Here is a 17711-nt window from a genome sequence, read left to right on the forward strand (position 1 = left end):
GGGAAAGGTCAGCCGTTGCGGCGCTGGAAATCGGCCATGAAGTCGACCAGCGCCTGCGCGCCTTCCACCGGCATGGCGTTGTACAGCGAGGCACGCAGGCCGCCGACGGCCTTGTGGCCCTTCAGCGCCAGCAGCCCGGCCGCCTTCGATTCGGAGAGGAAGCGCGTGGTCAGGGTGTCGTCCGGCAGGAAGAACGGGATGTTCATGCGCGAACGCACCGCCGGGGCCACCTCGTTGCGGTAGAAGCCACCGGAACCGTCGATCGCGCCGTACACCAGCGCCGACTTGGCGGCGTTGCGGCGGGCGAACTCCTCGACGCCGCCCTGCTCCAGCATCCAGCGGACCGTCAGGCCCAGCAGGTACCAGTTCCAGGTCGGCGGCGTGTTGAGCATCGAATCGCGCGCCGCGTGCGAGGCATAGGTGAAGATGTCGGCGCGCGGCTGGCCGGCGCGCTCGAGCAGGTCGCGGCGCACGACCAGCACCGAGATCCCGACCGGGCCGAGGTTCTTCTGCGCGCCGGCGTAGATCAGGCCGTACTTCGACACGTCGACCGGCTCGGAGGCGATCGAGGAACTGAAGTCGGCGAACAGCGGCGCCGCACCCACGTCCGGGGTATCGCGGAATTCGACGCCGTGGATGGTCTCGTTGGCGGTGATGTGCACGTAGGCCGCATCGTCGCTGAGCTGCCACTGCGCGCGCGGCGGGATGCTGCGGAAGCCGCCGTCCGGCTCCTCGCTGCTGGCGGCCACGTGCACGTCGACGTAGGGCCTGACCTGCCTGATCGCGGTCTTGCTCCAGTGGCCGGTGACCACGTAGTCCGCGACCTGCCCGGGCGAGGCGAAGTTCAGCGCGATCAGGGCCTGCTGGGTGGTGGCGCCGCCGGCCAGGAACAGTACGGCGTAGTCGTCCGGGATCGACATCAGCGCACGCAGGTCGGCCTCGGCCTGGGCTGCCACCGCCATGAACTCCGCGCCACGGTGGCTGAGTTCCACGATCGACGCGCCCGTCCCGTTCCAGTCCAGCATCTCCGCCTGCGCCTGGCGCAGGACTGCTTCCGGCAACGTCGCAGGGCCGGCACTGAAGTTGTAAGCGCGCGTCATGAAGCACCCGTAACAGTAGGGGCCGTAGTATGCCGCAGCGCACCAGTTGCGGGCGCAACCAAGAAAGCGTCCTGGCACGCGTGGGAACCGCCGTGCCGCGGGCGCGGTCACAGCCTCCAGAACCCCTGTGGAACCGCCTCCATGCGCCTGCGCAACCTGTCCCGGATTCCCGCCAGCGAGATCACCGACGAGGCGGTCTACCGCGACCGCCGCCGGCTGCTGGGCATGCTCGCCGCCACCCCGCTGCTGGGCCTGTCCGGATGCGCCGAGGCCGAGCCCCCGCCGCCGCCGAAGACCCGCGTCAGCGTGGCCCAGGCCCGTGCCGGTTTCGGCACCGACGAGGAGCTGACCCGCTACGAGGACATCACCAGCTACAACAACTTCTACGAGTTCGGCACCAACAAGGACGACCCCTCGCGCGCGGCGAAGACCCTGCGCACCTCGCCCTGGTCGGTGGTGGTCGACGGCGAGTGCGCCAAACCCGGCACGATCGGCCTGGAGGACCTGCTGCGCGGCATCGCCGCAGAGGAGCGCGTCTACCGCCTGCGCTGCGTGGAAGGCTGGTCGATGGTGATCCCCTGGACCGGCGTGCCGCTGGGCGAGGTGCTGAAACGCTTCGAACCGACCTCGAAGGCGAAGTACGTAGCGTTCACCACCCTCGCCGACCCGAAGCAGATGCCCGGCCTCCGCTACCGCTCGATCGACTGGCCCTACCGCGAAGGGCTGCGCATCGACGAGGCCATGCATCCGCTCACCCTGCTTGCCACCGGCCTCTACGGCAAGGCGCTGCCGCAGCAGAACGGCGCGCCACTACGCCTGGTGGTGCCATGGAAGTACGGCTTCAAGTCGATCAAGTCGATCGTCGCCATCCGCTTCACCGAGCGCATGCCGAAGACCGCATGGAACGAACTGCAGCCTTCGGAGTACGGCTTCTTCTCCAACGTCAATCCGGCCGTGGACCATCCGCGCTGGAGCCAGAAGACCGAGCGCCGCATCGCCGGCACGAAGAGCAAGCTGTTCGCCGGCCGCATCCCCACCCTGCCGTTCAACGGCTACGCCGACCAGGTCGCCTCGCTGTACGCCGGCATGGACCTGCGCAAGTGGTACTGAGTGGCGACACCAGCACCGCCCGTCCCGGCAGGGCGACTTCGCCGCGCATCATCGCCGCCAAGGCGCTGGTGCATGCGCTGGCGCTGGCCCCGGCGGCATGGCTGGGCTGGCAGGTGGCCGAGGTGTTCCGCACCGGCAGCGATGCACTGGGCGCCGATCCGGTGGCCGAGATCGAGCACTTCACCGGGCTGTGGGCGCTACGCCTGCTGCTGCTTACCCTGGCCATCACCCCGCTGCGCCGGCTGACCGGGCAAACGGTGGTGCTGCAGTTCCGGCGCATGCTCGGGCTGTACGCGCTCTTCTACGCCAGCCTGCACCTGGCTGCGTACCTGGTGCTGGACCTGGGCGGTTACTGGACCCAGCTGTTCGAGGACATCGCCAAGCGCCCGTATATCACCGTCGGTTTCCTGGCCTGGCTGCTGCTGGTGCCGTTGGCGGTGACCTCCACCCGCGGCTGGATGCGCCGTCTCGGCCGGCGCTGGGGCCAGCTGCACCGCGCGGTCTACGCCATCGGCGTACTGGCGGTGCTGCACTTCTGGTGGCTGGTCAAGTCCGACATCCGCGAGCCGGCGCTGTACGCCGGCATCCTCGCGGGGCTGCTGGGCTGGCGCCTGGTGCTGAAACTCAGGGCGCGCCGAACCACAGCAGCGCGCTGAGCGCGCCGGCCAGCAGGATCGCGGCCAGCAGCAGCCACGGCAGGCGCACGCCGTTCGACCGGGCCGGAGGCGGCGCGGCGGCCGGAGCGGCGGTTTCGGTGCTGCTGCGTGCGGGCGCGCCCGGACCGGCCGGGAACTCGACCACGAAACGGTGCTGGCCGTCGAACACGACCTGGTCGCCGGCGACCAGCACCGCATCACGCACCGGCATGCCGTTGACCACGCTGCCCTCGGCCGAGCCCTGGTCGCGCAGGAGCACGCGGGCGCCGTCGCGCTCGAGCACGGCGTGGCGCGACGCGAAGGCCGGCTCGTCGATGCGGATGTCGGCCTCGCGTGCCGAGCCCACCAGGCGCGGCTGGCCGAGGGTGAAGCAGCGGCCGTGATGGGCGCCGCCGACCCCGCGCAGGACCGCGCAGGCTTCGTGGATGGCCGCGCCGGCGGCATCGTCGACGTTCGCGGCCGGCTGCGCCGCGGCCCGAACCAGCAGTTCCACGCCGTCGGCATAGACCGCGTCGCCGGCACGCAGCAGGGCCATGCGCCTGACCGGACGGCCGTTGACGTGGATCCCACGGGCACCGCCGGCAACCTGCAGCCACAGCCCGCGCCTGTCCAGGCAGAACTGGGCCAGCAACGCGCCCGGCGCATCGCCAAGGCCGAGCGTGCCGTTGGCCTGGCGGACCAGGCGGAGTACGCCGGCGGCCAGCGGATGGTCCGCCTGCTGGCGGTTGCTGAAGTGCAGTTGCAGTGCGTGTTCTTGCATGCGTGGCAGACTATCAGCGCCATTGCGCCAGAGGCCAGTTCCGCGTGCGCGTCCCACGATATCCATGGAGTCCAGCTTGTCCCAGATCGACATCGAACACGCCCATTCGCGCACGCCCGAGCAGGTCCGCCAGGCGGTGGAGGGCATCGCCGCCAAGCTGCAGGAGCGGCACGGCCTCAGCAGCCGCTGGGAAGGCGACGTCCTGGCGCTCGGCGGCCCCGGCATCGACGGCCGCATCGAGATGCTGCCGGGCAAGGTCCGGGTGCAGGCCGAACTGGGCTTCCTGTTCTCCGCCCTGCAGGGCATGGTCGAATCGGAAATCCGCCGCGTGCTGGCGGAAAAGCTCGACTGAGGATCACGCGGTCTTTGCGTTTCGGCCGGGACACTGGCCCGAGTCCACTCACCAGAGGATCCGGCCATGACCGTTGAGAACCGCCATCGCGATACCCCCAGCGCCGCCGACGTGCAGGCCCAGGCCGGGCGCTTCGCGCGCGAACTGGGCGACTCGGCGCAGCAGGTCTGGCTGGCCGGGATCGGTGCGCTGGCCCGGGCCCAGGCCGAGGGCAGCCGCCTGTTCGAGCAGCTGGCCGAGGAAGGCCGGCAGGTCGGCAACGGCCAGTCCGGCGATACCGGCGAGCACAGCGCCGCGGCCCGGCTGGAAAGCCTGCGCCAGGCGCTGGACGGTGCCTTCGGCCGGGTCACGGCCAAGGCCACCGAGGCCTGGGACAGTGTCGGCCGTTCGTTCGAGCACCGGGTCCAGGACGCGCTGCGGCAGATGGATGTACCCACCCGCGAGGACCTGGACGCGCTGGGCGCCCGCATCGATGCCCTGACCCGGGAACTGCAGCGACGCACCAGCACCATGCCCGAGGGGGTGGTGCCGCCGGTCCAGCCCAGCGGCCCGGCGCCGGGCGTGTCCACCCCGCATCCGGACGCCGGGATCGGCTAACGCAGCATTCCACTGGTGGCGCCATACGATTTGTTGCAAAGCACAAATCGCTTGGGCAGAATCGAAGCCGGCCCGCCAGTCCAACCGCCGTTTGCTCCCCTCCCCTCTCGGCTTCCGGACTGGCGGGCCTTTTCGTGCCTGCGATCCGGCGCCTCCGGGGCCGTGTACCATCCGGCGACTGCATTCGAAGAGGCCAACGGGGAACTGATGTCCGCCTGGATCCTGGGGGGGAGCCTGGCATTGCTCACGGCAGCCGTGGGCCTGCCCTATACCTGGTACGTGCGTCGCGGCACCCATCGCTGCGCCGCCGGCCTGCGCGCGATCGCCGCGCTGCGCTGGAAGGAGCTGGCCACCCTGGTCGGCCAGGCCATGCAGCAGCGCGGGCTGCGCGACTTCCAGGGCCACCCCGGCGCACTGCATCCGGGCAGCCGCCTGCTGATGACCGACGGCAACCGGCGCTGGCTGCTGTCCTGCAAGCACGGCCGTGCCTACCGCCTGGCCCGTCGCCACATCCACCAGCTGATGGAGGAGATGGACCTGGCCGGCGCCCACCACGGCATCCTGCTGACCGAAGGCAAGGCGCGCCCCGATGCCCAGGCCTCGGCCGCCCGCCACGGCATCGAGATCATCGACGGCCGCCGCCTGTGGAGCCTGGTGCGTCCTTACCTGTCGCCGCTGGTGCTGGTCCAGATCGAGGCCGAGGCCGAGCGGCGCACGCGCCTGGAAACCCTGGGCGTGGCGATCTTCGCCCTGGTGCTGGCGATCGGCCTCGGCGCCTGGGGCGACCGCCTCGAGGCGGCCCTGTCCCGCGGCAAGGGGCCGGTGGCCGCGGAAGCCTCCACGGCGCCCGCGGGCACGGAGGCGGACCCGCCGGCCAGCCAGATGAGCGAGCCGCCGCCGCTGCCGGAGGACGCCGACATCGAAGCCTTCCCCGACGAGGCCACCCTGCAGCTTTATCGCAACGAGGTCGTGCGTTCGGTTTCCCAGAAGCCGGGCGTGGGCCGGGCGTACTGGCTCACCCACCACACCCTGGTGGTGAACCGGACCGGCAGCATCGACGCGATCTGGCCGCTGATCTGCGCCGAGCTGGAGCGCTACCCGGCGCTGCGTGCGGTGCGGGTGCAACTCAATCCGCGGCCGGGCCGCGACGAGCAGGTGCGCTGGCGGCAGTGCCGCGTCCAGTAACGCGGAAGGGTCAGACGCCGGATACGGAAAGGGCGGCCAATGGCCGCCCTTTCCGTTGATTCCCGGGCGCGCCGGTCAGCTGGCCGGCGTGGCCTCGGCACCGTCGGACGGCTGCTCCGGGGCGCCGGCAGCCACGCCTTCCTCGGCGGCCTCGTCCAGCGAGGCATCGACCCGCTCGACCGCCTGCAGGGACTCGCCCTCGCCCAGGCGGATCAGGGTCACGCCCTGGGTGTTGCGGCCGACCTGCGAGATCTCCGAGGCGCGGGTGCGCACCAGGGTGCCGCCGTCGGAGATCAGCAGGACCTCGTGCTGCTCGGACAGCTGGATCGCGCCGACCAGCCTGCCGTTGCGCTCGCTGGTCTGGATCGCGATCACGCCCTGGGTGCCGCGGCCCTTCTTCGGGTACTCGGACAGCGGGGTGCGCTTGCCATAGCCGCGCTCGGAGGCGGTGAGGATGTCGCCCTCGCCGTCCGGCACGACCAGGCTGACCACCTCCTCGCCCTCGGCCAGGCGGATGCCGCGCACGCCGGTGGCGGTACGGCCCATCGCGCGCACCTCCGACTCGTCGAAGCGCACGGCCTTGCCGTTGGAGGCGAACAGCATCACGTCGCGGCCACCGTCGGTCAGGGCCACGCCGACCAGGTTGTCGCCATCGTCCAGGTTGATCGCGATCTTGCCGCGTGCCAGGCGGAAGGCGAACTCGGTCAGCGGGGTCTTCTTGACCGTGCCGTTGCGGGTGGCGAAGAACACGAAGAAGCCTTCGGCGTACTCGCGCACCGGCAGCACCGCCTGCACCTGCTCCCCTTCCTCCAGCGGGATCCAGTTGATGATCGGGCGGCCACGGGCATTGGAGCCGGCCTCCGGCAGCTGGTGCACCGGCAGCCAGAACACCTTGCCGCTGCTGGTGAAGGTCAGCAGGGTGTCGTGGGTGTTCACCAGCCACAGCCGGTCGATGAAATCCTCGTCCTTCGTCGCCGCCGCCGAGCGGCCGCGGCCGCCACGCTTCTGCGCGCGGTAGGCCGACACCGGCTGGCGCTTGGCGTAGCCGGCGTGCGACAGGGTGACCACCACGTCTTCCGGCGCGATCAGGTCGAGGATGTCGAGGTCTTCCTCGCTGGCGCGGATCTCGCTGCGGCGGTCGTCGCCGAACTCGGCCTTGAGCTCGTTGAGCTCGGTGCGGATCACCTGCAGCAGCACTTCCGGATCCTCGAGGATCTCGATCAGGGCGCGGATGGTCTCCAGCAGCTGGCGGTATTCCTCGGTGAGCTTCTCCTGCTCCAGGCCGGTCAGGCGGTGCAGGCGCATCTCCAGGATCTGCTGGGCCTGGACCTCGGTCAGGCGGTAACGGCCCTCGACCAGGCCGACGCCGGCCGGCAGGTCGTCCGGACGCGAGGCCTCGGCGCCGGTGGCGGCCAGCAGCGCGCCGACCAGGCCCGGCTCCCAGGTGCGGTCGAGCATGCGCTCCTTGGCGACCTGCGGGTTGTCCGACGTCTTGATCAGCTCGATCATCTCGTCGATGTTGGCCAGCGCGACGGTCAGGCCTTCCAGCACGTGGGCGCGGGCGCGCGCCTTGCGCAGCTCGAAGATGGTGCGGCGGGTCACCACCTCGCGGCGGTGGCGCAGGAAGGCCTCGAGGATCTGCTTGAGGTTGACCAGCTGCGGGCGGCCGTCGACCAGCGCCACCATGTTGATGCCGAACACCGACTCCAGCTGGGTCTGCTGGTAGAGGTTGTTGAGCACCACCTCGGCGGACTCGCCGCGCTTGACCTCGATGTAGATGCGCATGCCGTCCTTGTCGGACTCGTCGCGCAGCTCCGAGATGCCCTCGATCTTCTTTTCCTTGACCAGCTCGGCGATCTTCTCGATAAGCCGCGCCTTGTTCACCTGGTACGGGATCTCGGTGACGATGATCGACTCGCGGCCGTTGTCGGCCACCTCGATGTCGGCCTTGGCGCGGATGCGCACGCGGCCGCGGCCGGTGCGGTACGCCAGCTGGATGCCGCCGACGCCGTTGATGATGCCGGCGGTGGGGAAATCCGGGCCCGGGATGTACTGCATCAGCGCGTCGACATCCAGCTCCGGCTCGTCGATCAGCGCCAGCAGGCCGTTCACCACCTCGGTGAGGTTGTGCGGCGGGATGTTGGTGGCCATGCCCACGGCGATACCGGCCGAGCCGTTGACCAGCAGGTTCGGGAACCGGGTCGGCATGACCGTCGGCTCCAGCTCCTTCTCGTCGTAGTTGGGCTGGAAATCGACGGTTTCCTTGTCGATGTCCGCCATCAGCTCGTGGGTCAGGCGCGACATGCGCGCCTCGGTGTAACGCATCGCCGCGGCGGAGTCGCCGTCGACCGAGCCGAAGTTGCCCTGGCCGTCCACCAGCAGGTAGCGCAGCGAGAACGGCTGGGCCATGCGCACCAGGGTGTCGTACACCGACTGGTCGCCGTGCGGGTGGTACTTACCGATCACGTCACCGACGATTCGCGCCGACTTGTAATAGGGCTTGTTGCTGTGCGCGCCGAGCTCGTTCATCGCGAACAGCACGCGGCGATGCACCGGCTTCAGGCCATCGCGCACATCCGGCAGCGCGCGCCCCACGATCACGCTCATGGCGTAATCGAGGTAACTGCGGCGCATCTCGTCTTCCAGGTTTACCGGGATGATTTCTTTGGCGAGATCGGTCATCTGGACTCTTCAGCTGGAACGGTCGGCGCCACCCGTGCCGGCGGCGGCGGGAGGCGCTGCGGGAGGACTCCACGCAAGCGCGCGATTGTAGCACGAACGACCACTTCCCTGCCCCTGTTTGCACGCAGAAACAAGCACTTGCGGCGCCAGGCGACGGCGTCCGGGCGGTCTCTGCCAAATGTCCATCGGCGCACTTGCGCCAGGCGGGACAACTGTGCATAGACTGTATACACAGTATGAACAGCACGCTGCACATCTCCCAGGCCGATTCGCGCCCCATGTATCTGCAGATCATGGAGCAGATCCGCGCGCGCATCGCCTCCGGCGACTGGGCCGCCGGCCGCGAGCTGCCCTCGATCCGGGCGCTGGCCGCATCGGTCAACGTCAGCGTGATCACGGTCAAGCGCGCCTACCTGGAACTGGAACAGGAGGGGGTGATCGTCACCCGCCACGGCAAGGGCTCGTTCGTGGCCGAAAGCGGCAGCACCGCACGCGAGCTGCAGCTGCAGAAGCTGGACGAGCACCTGCGCGGCGCGGCCGACATCGCCCGCCAGCTCGGCCTGTCCAGCGACGAACTCCTCGGCCGCCTGCGCGGCATTTATCCGCCGGTGAAACCGCGATGAGCCAGACCCAGCACCTCCACATGCGCGGCGTGCGCAAGTCGTTCCGCTTCTTCGGCCTGCACGACCTGGACCTGGAGCTGGAACCGGGCCAGGTGATGGGCCTGGTCGGTCCCAACGGCGCCGGCAAGAGCACCACCCTGCGCCTGGTCATGGGCATGCTCGCCCCGGACGCCGGCCAGATCCACCTGTTCGGCCATCCGATGCCGGAAGCGCAGGCCGAGGCCAAGCAGCACGCCGGCTTCGTCTCCGCCGATATGCGCCTGCTGCCCAACGCCACCCTCGGCTGGCACCTGCGCCTGCTGTCCTCGATCACGCGCTGATCGCGCTGCTGGTGGCCGGCGGCGAGACCGCGGCCAAACCGGACACGGCGGTCTACATGTTCGTCGCCTTCGCGGTGATGGCGGTCAGCATGCCGGGCCTGTTCGGCATCGGCGCCTCGCTGGCGATGGAGCGCGAGCTGGGCCTGCTGCGGTTGCGACGCGCACAGCCGGCGCCGGCAGGCGCCTGGCTGGTGGCCAAGATCGTCTGCGGCCTGGGTTTCGGCGTACTCGCCTACCTGCCGCTGCTGGCCACCGCGCTGGCCGCGGGCCGGTTGCCGCTGGCGACCGGCGGGGTCGTGCTGCTGAGCCTGGCCCTGCTGGCGGCCGCGATCCCGTTCTGCGCGATGGGCCTGATGATCGGAAGCCTGTTCCGCGGCAACGCCGCGACCGGCTACGCCAACCTGGTCTACCTGCCCGGCTGCTACCTCTCCGGACTGTTCTTCCCGATGCCGGCGTCGCTGCACTGGCAGGTGTCGCTGTGGCCGCAGTTCCATGCCAGCCAGCTGGCCATGCATGCCGGCGGCGTGGAAGGGCTGCAGTTCGAGCCGGTGCTGGTCGCGGCCGGCAGCCTGGCCGGCTTCACCGTGCTGTTCAGCGCGGTGGCGATCTGGAGGCTGGCGCGCAAGGGTTGAGCGGCAGGCAGCCGCGCGGACATGGCGCGGCTGCCAGGTGGCATCAGCCGGCGAACAGCGCCCGCATCTTCGCCAGGTCCGGCTGCTCGACCACGCCGCGCTCGGTCACGATCGCGTCGATCAGCTCCGCGGGAGTGACGTCGAACACCGGGTTCCAGGCGGCGATGCCCTCGGCTACGGTGCGCACCCCGCCCAGGCCGTGCAGCTCGCCCGGGTCGCGCTGCTCGATCTCGATGGCCTCGCCGCTGGCGGTGTCCAGGTCCACGGTCGAGGACGGCGCCACCACCATGAACTTCACCCCGTGGTGGCGGGCGGCGATCGCCAGCTGGTAGGTGCCGATCTTGTTGGCGGTGTCGCCGTTGGCGCAGATGCGGTCGGCGCCGACGACCACCCATTGCACCGCACCGGTCTTCATCAGGTGGGCCGCGGCCGAGTCGGCGATCAGGGTGGCGTCGATGCCGTCCTGCTGCAGTTCCCACACGGTCAGGCGCGCGCCCTGCAGCCACGGACGGGTCTCGCCGGCATAGACCTTGGCGATGCGGCCCTCGGCCATGCCGGCGCGGATCACGCCCAGCGCGGTGCCGAAGCCGGCAGTGGCCAGCGAGCCGGTATTGCAGTGGGTCAGCACGCCACTGCCCGGTGCGACCAGGGCAGCCCCCAGCGCGCCCATGCGGCGGTTGGCGGCCAGGTCCTCGTCGGCGATGGCCTGCGCCTCGCGGGTGGCGACCTCGCGCCAGTCCGCGCCGGCAGTGGCCAGCGCCCTGCGCATGCGCGCCAGCGCCCAGGCCAGGTTGACCGCGGTCGGACGGGCGGCATTGAGCCGCTGCAGCGCCGGCTCCAGCTTCAGCAGCGCGGCGGTGCCGTCATCGGCCTCGACCGTCCCGCTCGCCAGCACCACGCCCCAGGCCGCGGCGATGCCGATGGCCGGGGCCCCACGCACGGCCAGGTCGCGGATCGCCTGGGCGACCTCGTCGCTGTCGCGGCAGGTGACGTGCTCCACCACGAACGGCAGCTTGCGCTGGTCGAGGAGTTCCAGGGCCTCGCCGGTCCACAGGATCGGGCGGATATGGTCGTAACGGTCGAAGTCGAAGGCGGTATCCATCGCGCCATTCTAGCGGCGCGCGGCTAGTCCACCGCGAACTCGGCGCGGCAGCCCTCGTCGACCCACACCCGCTCGGCGTCCCAGCCCCAGGTGCGGTCCTTCTCGCAGGCCGAAGTGGACAGCTGCCTCACCAGCACCACCTCGCGCTCGACCGTGGTGCCGCAGCTGCGCCGGCGGCGGTCGCGCGATTCGCATTCGAGCAGGCGCGCGCCGGGCGGGAAGCCGGTCTCCGCATCGCCGATCTCGAACTCGCCCTTGCAGCCGCGGGAGACACGGATCTCGTTGCGCCCCACGTCCCAGCTCTCGCCGCGCCGGCATGGCGCCGAGGCCAGCTCGCGCAACAGGCGCACCGGCGCGCCGCGCAGGATCACAGGGCAGCTCTCGTTCCTGCCCCGGCTCGACTCGCAACGCACCACCCTGCGGGTGGCGACATCGGCACCGGGGCGGGCACGGAACTCGGCGCGGCAACCGCGCGCGACCCACACGCCCAGCGTGTCCACGCCCCAGTCGGTGTCGCGGATGCAGGCGTTCTGCGACAGCTGGCGCACCAGCACCACGCCGCGCGAGGTATCCATCGGGCAATGCACCCGGCGCGTATCCGGCGATTCGCAGCGCACCTGCTCCGGCAGCGCCGGCCTGGCCGCGGCCGCGGCCGCGGGCGTCGGCACCAGCCAGGCCAGCGCCAGCAGCGCGCCAAGCATCGCGGTGGCACCGGCACGGTTCCCCTCAGGCATCACGTCCACTTCCCGGGCAGGCATTGCCGTCGGATTGTGGTCGGCCGATGCAAACATGCGGTGAACGCCATGCGGCTTCGTTCAGGCTCGCGCGAAGTCGAACGCGAGCACGTCGGCGATGCGCGTAGTGGCCGCCAGCGCCATCAGCAGGCGCTCGATTCCCAGGGCCACGCCAGCGCAGTCCGGCATTCCGGCCTGCAGGGCGGCCAGCAGGCGCTCGTCGACCGGCGGCTGCACCGTTCCGCGGCCGGCGCGCACGCGGCCGTCGCGTTCGAAGCGGGCGCGCTGTTCGGTCGCCTCGGTAAGCTCGTGGTAGCCATTGGCCAGTTCCAGCGGGCCCAAGTACAGCTCGAAGCGCTCGGCCACCGGCGGATCGCCAGCGCGGATCCTGGCCAGCGCGCACTGGCTGGCCGGCCAGTCGTGGACCACGGTGATGCGGTCCGGCGCGAACGAGGGCTGGATCCGGTGGGTCATCAGCAGGTCGAGCCAGTCGTCGCGGTTGAGTCCCTCCGGATCGATGGCGACACCGTCCAGGCGCGCGCGCAGCTCGGCCTCGCTGGCCTGGAACGGATCGACCCCGGCCACCTCCAGGTACAGCTGGCGATAGGTCGTGCTGCGTACTTCCGCGTCGCGCCCGACCAGGGCCAGGGCCGCGCGCACCAGCTCCACGGTCTCGTCGGCCAGGCGCAGGTGGTCCCAGCCGACCCGATACCACTCCAGCATCGAGAACTCGGGGTTGTGGCGGCCGCCGGCCTCGCCGTTGCGGAACACCCTTCCCAGCTCGTAGCAGTCGCCGATGCCGGCGGCGACCAGGCGCTTGAGCGGGTACTCCGGCGAGGTGCGCAGCCAGCGCACCTCCGCGCCAGCCGAACGGTGGCCGGTGAAGCGGGTGCTGAAGCTCTCGATGTTCGGTTCGGTATTGCCGGCCTCCAAGAGGATCGGCGTCTCGACCTCGAGCACCTCGCGCTCGGCGAAGAACGCGCGCACCAGCGCGTAAAGACGCGCGCGCAGGCGCAGCGCCTCGATTCCGGCGGTCGGCGTCCAGTCGGCAGCGCTCAAGCGTGCTGCTCCAGGAAGGCCAGCAGGCGCGCCTCGTCCCAGACCTCGATGCCCAGCTCCCCGGCCTTGGCCAGCTTGGAGCCGGCGGCCTCGCCGGCGACCACGAAGCTGGTCTTCTTCGACACGCTGCCGGCGGCCTTGGCCCCCAGTGCCTCCAGCTTCTCCTTGGCCTCGTCGCGGCTCATCGAGGACAGGGTGCCGGTGAGGACCACGGTCATGCCTTCGAGCGGACCGCTGGCGACCGCATCGGCGGCCGGCAGCAGCGCACGGACCCTGGCCTGGGCCTGCGCCGAGCGCAGCAGTAGTTCGGCATTGCCCGGCGCCTCCAGCCAGGCCACCAGCGCGCTGGCGGTCTCCGGCGGCAGGCCGGCGGTCACCAGGTTGTGCAGCGGCGCATCGACCAGGGCCTGGGCGTCGAAGGCCGAGGCCAGCTGCGCGGCGCGCACCGGCGTGATCTTCGGGATCTCCAGGTCGGCCAGCAGGCTCGCCAGGTCCAGGGTCGCGCCCAGGCGCGGGTCCGGCGCATGGCTGTCGCCGATACGCACGCCGCGCTCGAGCAGGCGGTCGATCACCGCCTGGTTGCCCGGCTGGTCGAAGAAGTGCCCCAGGGCGCGCGCGACCTCGCCGCCGATGTCCGGCAGGCGCCGGAACAGTGGCCACGGCAGGTGGCGGATCAGCTCCAGGTCGCCCAGCCACTGCGCCAGCGCCTTGGCGGTGCTCTCGCCCACGTGCTGGATGCCCAGTGCGTAGAGGAAGCGCGCCAGGGTGGTATTGCGGCTGGTGTCGATCGCCGCGAGCAGGTTGTCCGCCCACCTGGTGGCGACCTTGCCGGACTTGACCCCGCTCTTTGCGGGAGCCACCGGCGTGGTGCCCTCGCGCTCGTCGGCGCGGCGCTTCATCTCCAGCAGGTCGTCCAGGGTGAGCCGGTACAGGTCGGAGACGTCGCGCAGGTAGCCGAACTCGGCCAGCGACTCGATGTAGCGCTCGCCCAGGCCATCGATGTCCATGGCCCGGCGCGAGGCGAAATGGAACACCGACTGCACCAGCTGCGCCGGGCAGCTCAGCTCGCCCGAGCAGCGCCACACCGCCGCGCCCTCCTCGCGCACCACCTCCGAACCGCAGGCCGGACAGGTGGCCGGCATCGACCACGGTCGTGCATCCGGCGGGCGCTGGTCGATCACCACCTGCACCACTTCCGGGATCACGTCGCCGGCGCGGCGCACGATCACCGTGTCGCCGTTGCGCACGTCCAGGCGCGCGACATGGTCGGCGTTGTGCAGGGTGGCGCGGGTCACGGTGACGCCGCCGACCAGCACCGGCTGCATCAGCGCCCAGGGCGTGACCGCGCCGGTGCGGCCGACGCTGACCTCGACCGACTCGACCACGGTGGTCTGTTCCTGCGCCGGGAACTTGTGCGCGATCGCCCAGCGCGGGGCGCGCGAGACGAAACCCATCTCGCGCTGGCCTTCCTGGTCGTCGAGCTTGTAGACCACGCCGTCGATGTCGAAAGGCAGGCCGTCGCGTGCCTCGCCGATGTGGCGGTAGTAGCCGAGCAGGCCATCCAGGCCGCGCACCACCTGGACCAGGTCGCTGACCGGGAAACCCCAGTCGCGCAGCTGGCGCAGGGTCGCCGAATGCGAAGGCGGAAGTTCGCCGCCCTCGACCAGGCCCACGCCATAGGCGAAGAAGCTCAGCGGCCGCTGCGCGGTGATCTTCGGGTCCTGCTGGCGCAGCGAGCCGGCCGCGCCGTTGCGCGGATTGGCCAGGACCTTGCCACCATGCAGGCGGGCGTGTTCGTTCCAGCGCTCGAAGTCGGCTCGGCCCATGTACACCTCGCCGCGCACCTCCAGCACCCTGGGCCAGCCCTTGCCGGCCAGCTGGTGCGGGATGTCGCCGATGGTGCGCAGGTTGGCGGTGACGTCCTCGCCGGTGGCACCGTCGCCGCGGGTCGCGCCCTGGACGAACACGCCGTCCTCGTAGCGCAGGCTGATCGCCAGGCCGTCGAGCTTGGGCTCGGCCGAGAACGCCAGGTCCCCGTCCTCGCGCTCCAGGCGCTGGCGGATGCGGCGCACGAAGTCGGCCACTTCCTCGTCGGTGAAGGCGTTGCCCAGCGACAGCATCGGCACCGCGTGGGTGACCGCCGCGAACCGGCCCGACGGCGTGGCGCCGACCCTGCGGGTGGGCGAATCCTCGGCCGCCAGCTCCGGATGCTCGCGCTCCAGCGCTTCCAGCTCGCGCACCAGGGCGTCGTACTGGGCGTCAGTGATGTCGGGCGCGTCCAGCTCGTGGTAGCGGCGGTTGGCGTCTTCGATCCTGCGCCGAAGTTCGGCGGCACGGTCGGCGGGAGCCGGGCTGGAAGTCATCGGAGGTACGGCGTGGTTCGGGTGCACGATCTTACCCGCCACGCTGCGGCCCCAGGCAGGCTTGCCGTCACGGCCGCGTGGACGCTAGCGTGCGGGGGACGCCACCGCCGGTACCCGCCATGAGCCCCGTGTCCCGCAGAACCTTCCTCCGCGGCAGCGGCCTGGCGGCCGCGGGCCTGGCTACCGGGGTCCTGCCGGGCACCGTGATGGCGCTGCCTCCGCCGCTTCCGGCAGCCGGTGCGGACGGCTCGCCGGTGCTGCTCAACTTCAACGAGTGCCCGCTGGGGCCCTCGCCCGCCGCGCAGGAAGCGGCGCGCGCGATCCTGCCCAGGGGCGGCCGCTACCAGTTCGGCCTGCGCGGGGAACTGGCCGCCGAGTTCGCCCGCCAGCAGGGGCTGCCGGTGGACCATGTCGCGGTGTACGCAGGGTCCAGCGAGCCGCTGGACCGCGCCGCCCTGGCCTTCACCGGACCGGATCGTTCCCTGGTCCTGCCGGATCCGACCTTCGAGGCGGTTGCCGATACCGCCGCCGCCCACGGCGCCCGCGTGCACCGCGTCCCGCTGCTGGCCGACGGCAGCCACGACGTGCGCGCCATGGCCGCCGCCGCGACCGATGCCGGCCTGCTTTACGCGTGCAATCCGAACAACCCGACCGGCTCGGTCACCGCGCGCGGGCAGCTGGAATGGCTGCTGGCGAACCGCCCGGCAGGCAGCGTCCTGCTGGTCGACGAGGCCTATATCGAATACTCCGGCGAGCGCTCGATGCTGGACCACGTGCGTGCCGGCGCCGACCTGGTCGTGCTGCGCACCTTCTCCAAGATCTACGGCATGGCGGGTATGCGCCTGGGCCTGGCCCTGGGCCGCCCGGACCTGCTGGCCAAGCTCGCTGCGTTCGGCAGCAATCCGTTGCCGGTGACCGCGCTGGCCGCGGGCCTGGCCAGCCTGCGTGATCCCGGGCTGGTGCCGGAACGGCGCCAGGCCAATGCGCTCATTCGCGAGCAGGCCATCGCCTGGCTGCAGGCGCGCGGCTATCCCTGCCTGCCCTCGCAGGCCAACTGCTTCATGGTCGACGTCGGCAGCGACGGCAAGGCCTTCAGCGCCGCCATGGCCGACCGCGGCGTGCTGATCGGCCGCGCCTGGCCGGTCTGGCCCACCCGCGTGCGGGTGACCGTCGGCACCGCCGGAGAGATGGCGCGCTTCCGCGAGGTGTTCGCTCAGCTCGCCCCGGCGCGGTCGGCCGCGGCGTAGGCCGCCAGGCGCTGGTCCAGGGTGCCGGCGTGCAGCTCGAACAGGTGCCCGTCCCAGTCGCGGAAGTACAGCGAATCGCCCTCGCCTTCGATCCGTCCACGGCCGCGCAGGATCTCCACGCCCAGGGCCTGCAGGCGCTGGCGGAACAGCGTGATTTCGGCCGCGTCCACGGCGAAGGCCAGGTGGCGGTAGCTGGGCTCGGCCAGCGGCGGCCCCTCCATCGCCACCAGCCACAGGCCACCGAGGACGAAGAACTTCTCGCGCGAGAGTGAATGTTCGCGCCCGGCGCTGTCGTACACCTCGCGCGCGCCCAGGCCCTCGCGGAACAGGCGCGCGCTGCGCTCCAGGTCGGAGACGACGAAAGTAGCGTGGCTCAGGCCGGTGATGGCCATGGCGTCGGCCCGCGGCCGCTTACCAGCGCGGGACCTTGGTCAGCGGCGGGGCTTCGTGCTGGCGGTCGTAGGCGCGCAGCTCGTCGCGGATATGGGCGATGCGCTGGCGCCCGAGGGCGTTGCGGCTGTCGTCCAGGACCACGCCGTCCAGCAGCTCGGCCATGCGCTGCACGGTCGGCAGCATCTTCTCCCAGGCGTCCAGCGCCGGGACCGGCGCCGGCAGGGTCAGGAAGAACGCGATGGCCGGGGTCTCCAGCTCGCGGATGGTGGCCATGTCGAAGCTGCCGGGCTTGATGATGCTGGCCATGCTGAACACCGGGCCGCGGTCCGGATGTCCCTCCAGCAGGCGGTGGAACACGTTCATGTGGCCGAAGACCATGCCGGTCTTCTCCGCGGCCACGACGATGTCCTCGCCGCGCAGCACGCTGCCGGCGCGAGCGGCGACGTACAGCGAGACGATCTTGTCGAAGTCCTGGATCTCGCGCTTGCCGAGGGTGCTGGTCTGGCCGGCGGTTGCCGGTTCCTCCAGGCCCAGCTCGGGCTGGCTGACGTCGTCGGCGGCGTCCGGGATTCCTTCGGCCTCCCCACCTTCGCCGGGCAGCTGCGGCTCACGGCGCGTGGCCGCCGGCGCCGGCGCGGGCGATTCGCGGCGCCTGCCCTGCTGCTCCTTGCGCGGGCGCGAGCCGAAATACCAGATCGCCAGCATCAGCAGCGCTCCTGCAATCAGGATGCCGATGCGCAGCAGGTCTTTTTCGGCCATGGGTCCAGGTCTCCGCCGTGTTCCAGTGTTGGTCCAA

Annotated in this window: 18 protein-coding genes; 9 read left to right on the forward strand and 9 right to left on the reverse strand. The window is 71.0% G+C overall.

Going from position 1 to position 17711, the window contains the following annotated elements:
- Nucleotides 1–8 precede the first annotated feature (8 nt).
- Complete coding sequence (gene serC / locus PSESU_RS08640; RefSeq protein WP_013535390.1) at nucleotides 9–1100, reverse strand: 3-phosphoserine/phosphohydroxythreonine transaminase; 1092 nt, start codon at nucleotides 1098–1100, stop codon at nucleotides 9–11.
- A gap of 141 nt (nucleotides 1101–1241) precedes the next feature.
- On the opposite strand from serC, the gene msrP reads away from it, so the two are divergent.
- Nucleotides 1242–2210, forward strand: a complete 969-nt coding sequence (gene msrP, locus PSESU_RS08645; protein WP_013535391.1) for a protein-methionine-sulfoxide reductase catalytic subunit MsrP — start codon at nucleotides 1242–1244, stop codon at nucleotides 2208–2210.
- Complete coding sequence (msrQ, locus tag PSESU_RS08650) at nucleotides 2207–2866, forward strand: protein-methionine-sulfoxide reductase heme-binding subunit MsrQ (RefSeq protein ID WP_428992115.1); 660 nt, start codon at nucleotides 2207–2209, stop codon at nucleotides 2864–2866. The genes msrP and msrQ overlap by 4 nt, the downstream gene beginning before the upstream one ends.
- Here msrQ and PSESU_RS08655 read toward each other — a convergent pair.
- A complete protein-coding gene (locus tag PSESU_RS08655; protein ID WP_013535393.1) occupies nucleotides 2835–3626 on the reverse strand; it encodes an FHA domain-containing protein in 792 nt (263 codons plus the stop codon). The two genes, msrQ and PSESU_RS08655, sit on opposite strands and share 32 nt — an antisense overlap.
- A gap of 76 nt (nucleotides 3627–3702) precedes the next feature.
- On the opposite strand from PSESU_RS08655, the gene PSESU_RS08660 reads away from it, so the two are divergent.
- The 3 genes from PSESU_RS08660 (at nucleotide 3703) to PSESU_RS08670 (ending at nucleotide 5760) form a co-directional block, all read left to right on the forward strand.
- Entirely contained in the window at nucleotides 3703–3978 is a 276-nt protein-coding gene (locus tag PSESU_RS08660) for a polyhydroxyalkanoic acid system family protein (RefSeq protein WP_041764728.1), read from the forward strand.
- A 66-nt stretch (nucleotides 3979–4044) separates the two neighbouring features.
- Nucleotides 4045–4575 carry a phasin family protein gene (locus PSESU_RS08665; protein WP_013535395.1) on the forward strand — a complete coding sequence of 177 codons (531 nt, stop codon included), beginning with the start codon at nucleotides 4045–4047 and terminating at the stop codon, nucleotides 4573–4575.
- Between the two features lie 207 nt (nucleotides 4576–4782).
- Nucleotides 4783–5760: a restriction endonuclease gene (locus PSESU_RS08670; RefSeq protein ID WP_049782435.1), complete on the forward strand. Its 978-nt coding sequence runs from the start codon at nucleotides 4783–4785 to the stop codon at nucleotides 5758–5760.
- A gap of 75 nt (nucleotides 5761–5835) precedes the next feature.
- Here the strand turns inward: PSESU_RS08670 and gyrA are convergent, their stop codons facing one another.
- A complete protein-coding gene (gene gyrA, locus PSESU_RS08675) occupies nucleotides 5836–8442 on the reverse strand; it encodes a DNA gyrase subunit A (protein WP_013535397.1) in 2607 nt (868 codons plus the stop codon).
- A 236-nt stretch (nucleotides 8443–8678) separates the two neighbouring features.
- Between gyrA and PSESU_RS08680 the strand changes: the two genes are divergently transcribed.
- From PSESU_RS08680 to PSESU_RS08690, 3 genes are read left to right on the forward strand one after another with little or no spacing between them, the layout of a single operon-like run.
- Entirely contained in the window at nucleotides 8679–9065 is a 387-nt protein-coding gene (locus tag PSESU_RS08680; protein WP_013535398.1) for a GntR family transcriptional regulator, read from the forward strand.
- Nucleotides 9062–9385, forward strand: a complete 324-nt coding sequence (locus tag PSESU_RS08685) for an ATP-binding cassette domain-containing protein (RefSeq protein WP_013535399.1) — start codon at nucleotides 9062–9064, stop codon at nucleotides 9383–9385. Before PSESU_RS08680 ends, PSESU_RS08685 begins: the two co-directional genes overlap by 4 nt.
- 11 nt (nucleotides 9386–9396) lie before the next feature.
- Nucleotides 9397–10017, forward strand: coding sequence for an ABC transporter permease (locus tag PSESU_RS08690; RefSeq protein ID WP_013535400.1), 621 nt, complete (start codon nucleotides 9397–9399; stop codon nucleotides 10015–10017).
- 43 nt (nucleotides 10018–10060) lie between these two features.
- On the opposite strand, the gene mtnA is transcribed toward PSESU_RS08690, so the two are convergent.
- From mtnA to ligA, 4 genes are all read right to left on the reverse strand, one after another.
- Nucleotides 10061–11119 (reverse strand): S-methyl-5-thioribose-1-phosphate isomerase, encoded by a 1059-nt coding sequence (gene mtnA / locus PSESU_RS08695; protein WP_013535401.1) that lies wholly within the window; start codon nucleotides 11117–11119, stop codon nucleotides 10061–10063.
- Nucleotides 11120–11142: 23 nt separating this feature from the next.
- Nucleotides 11143–11820, reverse strand: coding sequence for a DUF3011 domain-containing protein (locus PSESU_RS08700; RefSeq protein WP_428992116.1), 678 nt, complete (start codon nucleotides 11818–11820; stop codon nucleotides 11143–11145).
- Nucleotides 11821–11934: 114 nt separating this feature from the next.
- Nucleotides 11935–12912: an EF-P lysine aminoacylase EpmA gene (gene epmA / locus PSESU_RS08705; RefSeq protein WP_013535403.1), complete on the reverse strand. Its 978-nt coding sequence runs from the start codon at nucleotides 12910–12912 to the stop codon at nucleotides 11935–11937.
- Nucleotides 12909–15275 (reverse strand): NAD-dependent DNA ligase LigA, encoded by a 2367-nt coding sequence (gene ligA, locus PSESU_RS08710; protein WP_013535404.1) that lies wholly within the window; start codon nucleotides 15273–15275, stop codon nucleotides 12909–12911. Before ligA ends, epmA begins: the two co-directional genes overlap by 4 nt.
- Nucleotides 15276–15394: 119 nt before the next feature.
- Here ligA and PSESU_RS08715 point away from each other — a divergent pair, with 119 nt between their 5' ends.
- Nucleotides 15395–16522 (forward strand): pyridoxal phosphate-dependent aminotransferase, encoded by a 1128-nt coding sequence (locus tag PSESU_RS08715; RefSeq protein ID WP_013535405.1) that lies wholly within the window; start codon nucleotides 15395–15397, stop codon nucleotides 16520–16522.
- Here the strand turns inward: PSESU_RS08715 and fosX are convergent.
- A complete protein-coding gene (gene fosX, locus PSESU_RS08720; RefSeq protein WP_013535406.1) occupies nucleotides 16489–16914 on the reverse strand; it encodes a FosX/FosE/FosI family fosfomycin resistance hydrolase in 426 nt (141 codons plus the stop codon). The genes PSESU_RS08715 and fosX overlap by 34 nt on opposite strands.
- 19 nt (nucleotides 16915–16933) lie before the next feature.
- Nucleotides 16934–17674, reverse strand: a complete 741-nt coding sequence (gene zipA, locus PSESU_RS08725; RefSeq protein ID WP_013535407.1) for a cell division protein ZipA — start codon at nucleotides 17672–17674, stop codon at nucleotides 16934–16936.
- Between the last annotated feature and the right edge of the window lie 37 nt (nucleotides 17675–17711).

Origin of the sequence: Pseudoxanthomonas suwonensis 11-1 (assembly GCF_000185965.1) — a bacterium.
GTDB classification, from domain to species: Bacteria; Pseudomonadota; Gammaproteobacteria; order Xanthomonadales; family Xanthomonadaceae; genus Pseudoxanthomonas; species Pseudoxanthomonas suwonensis_A.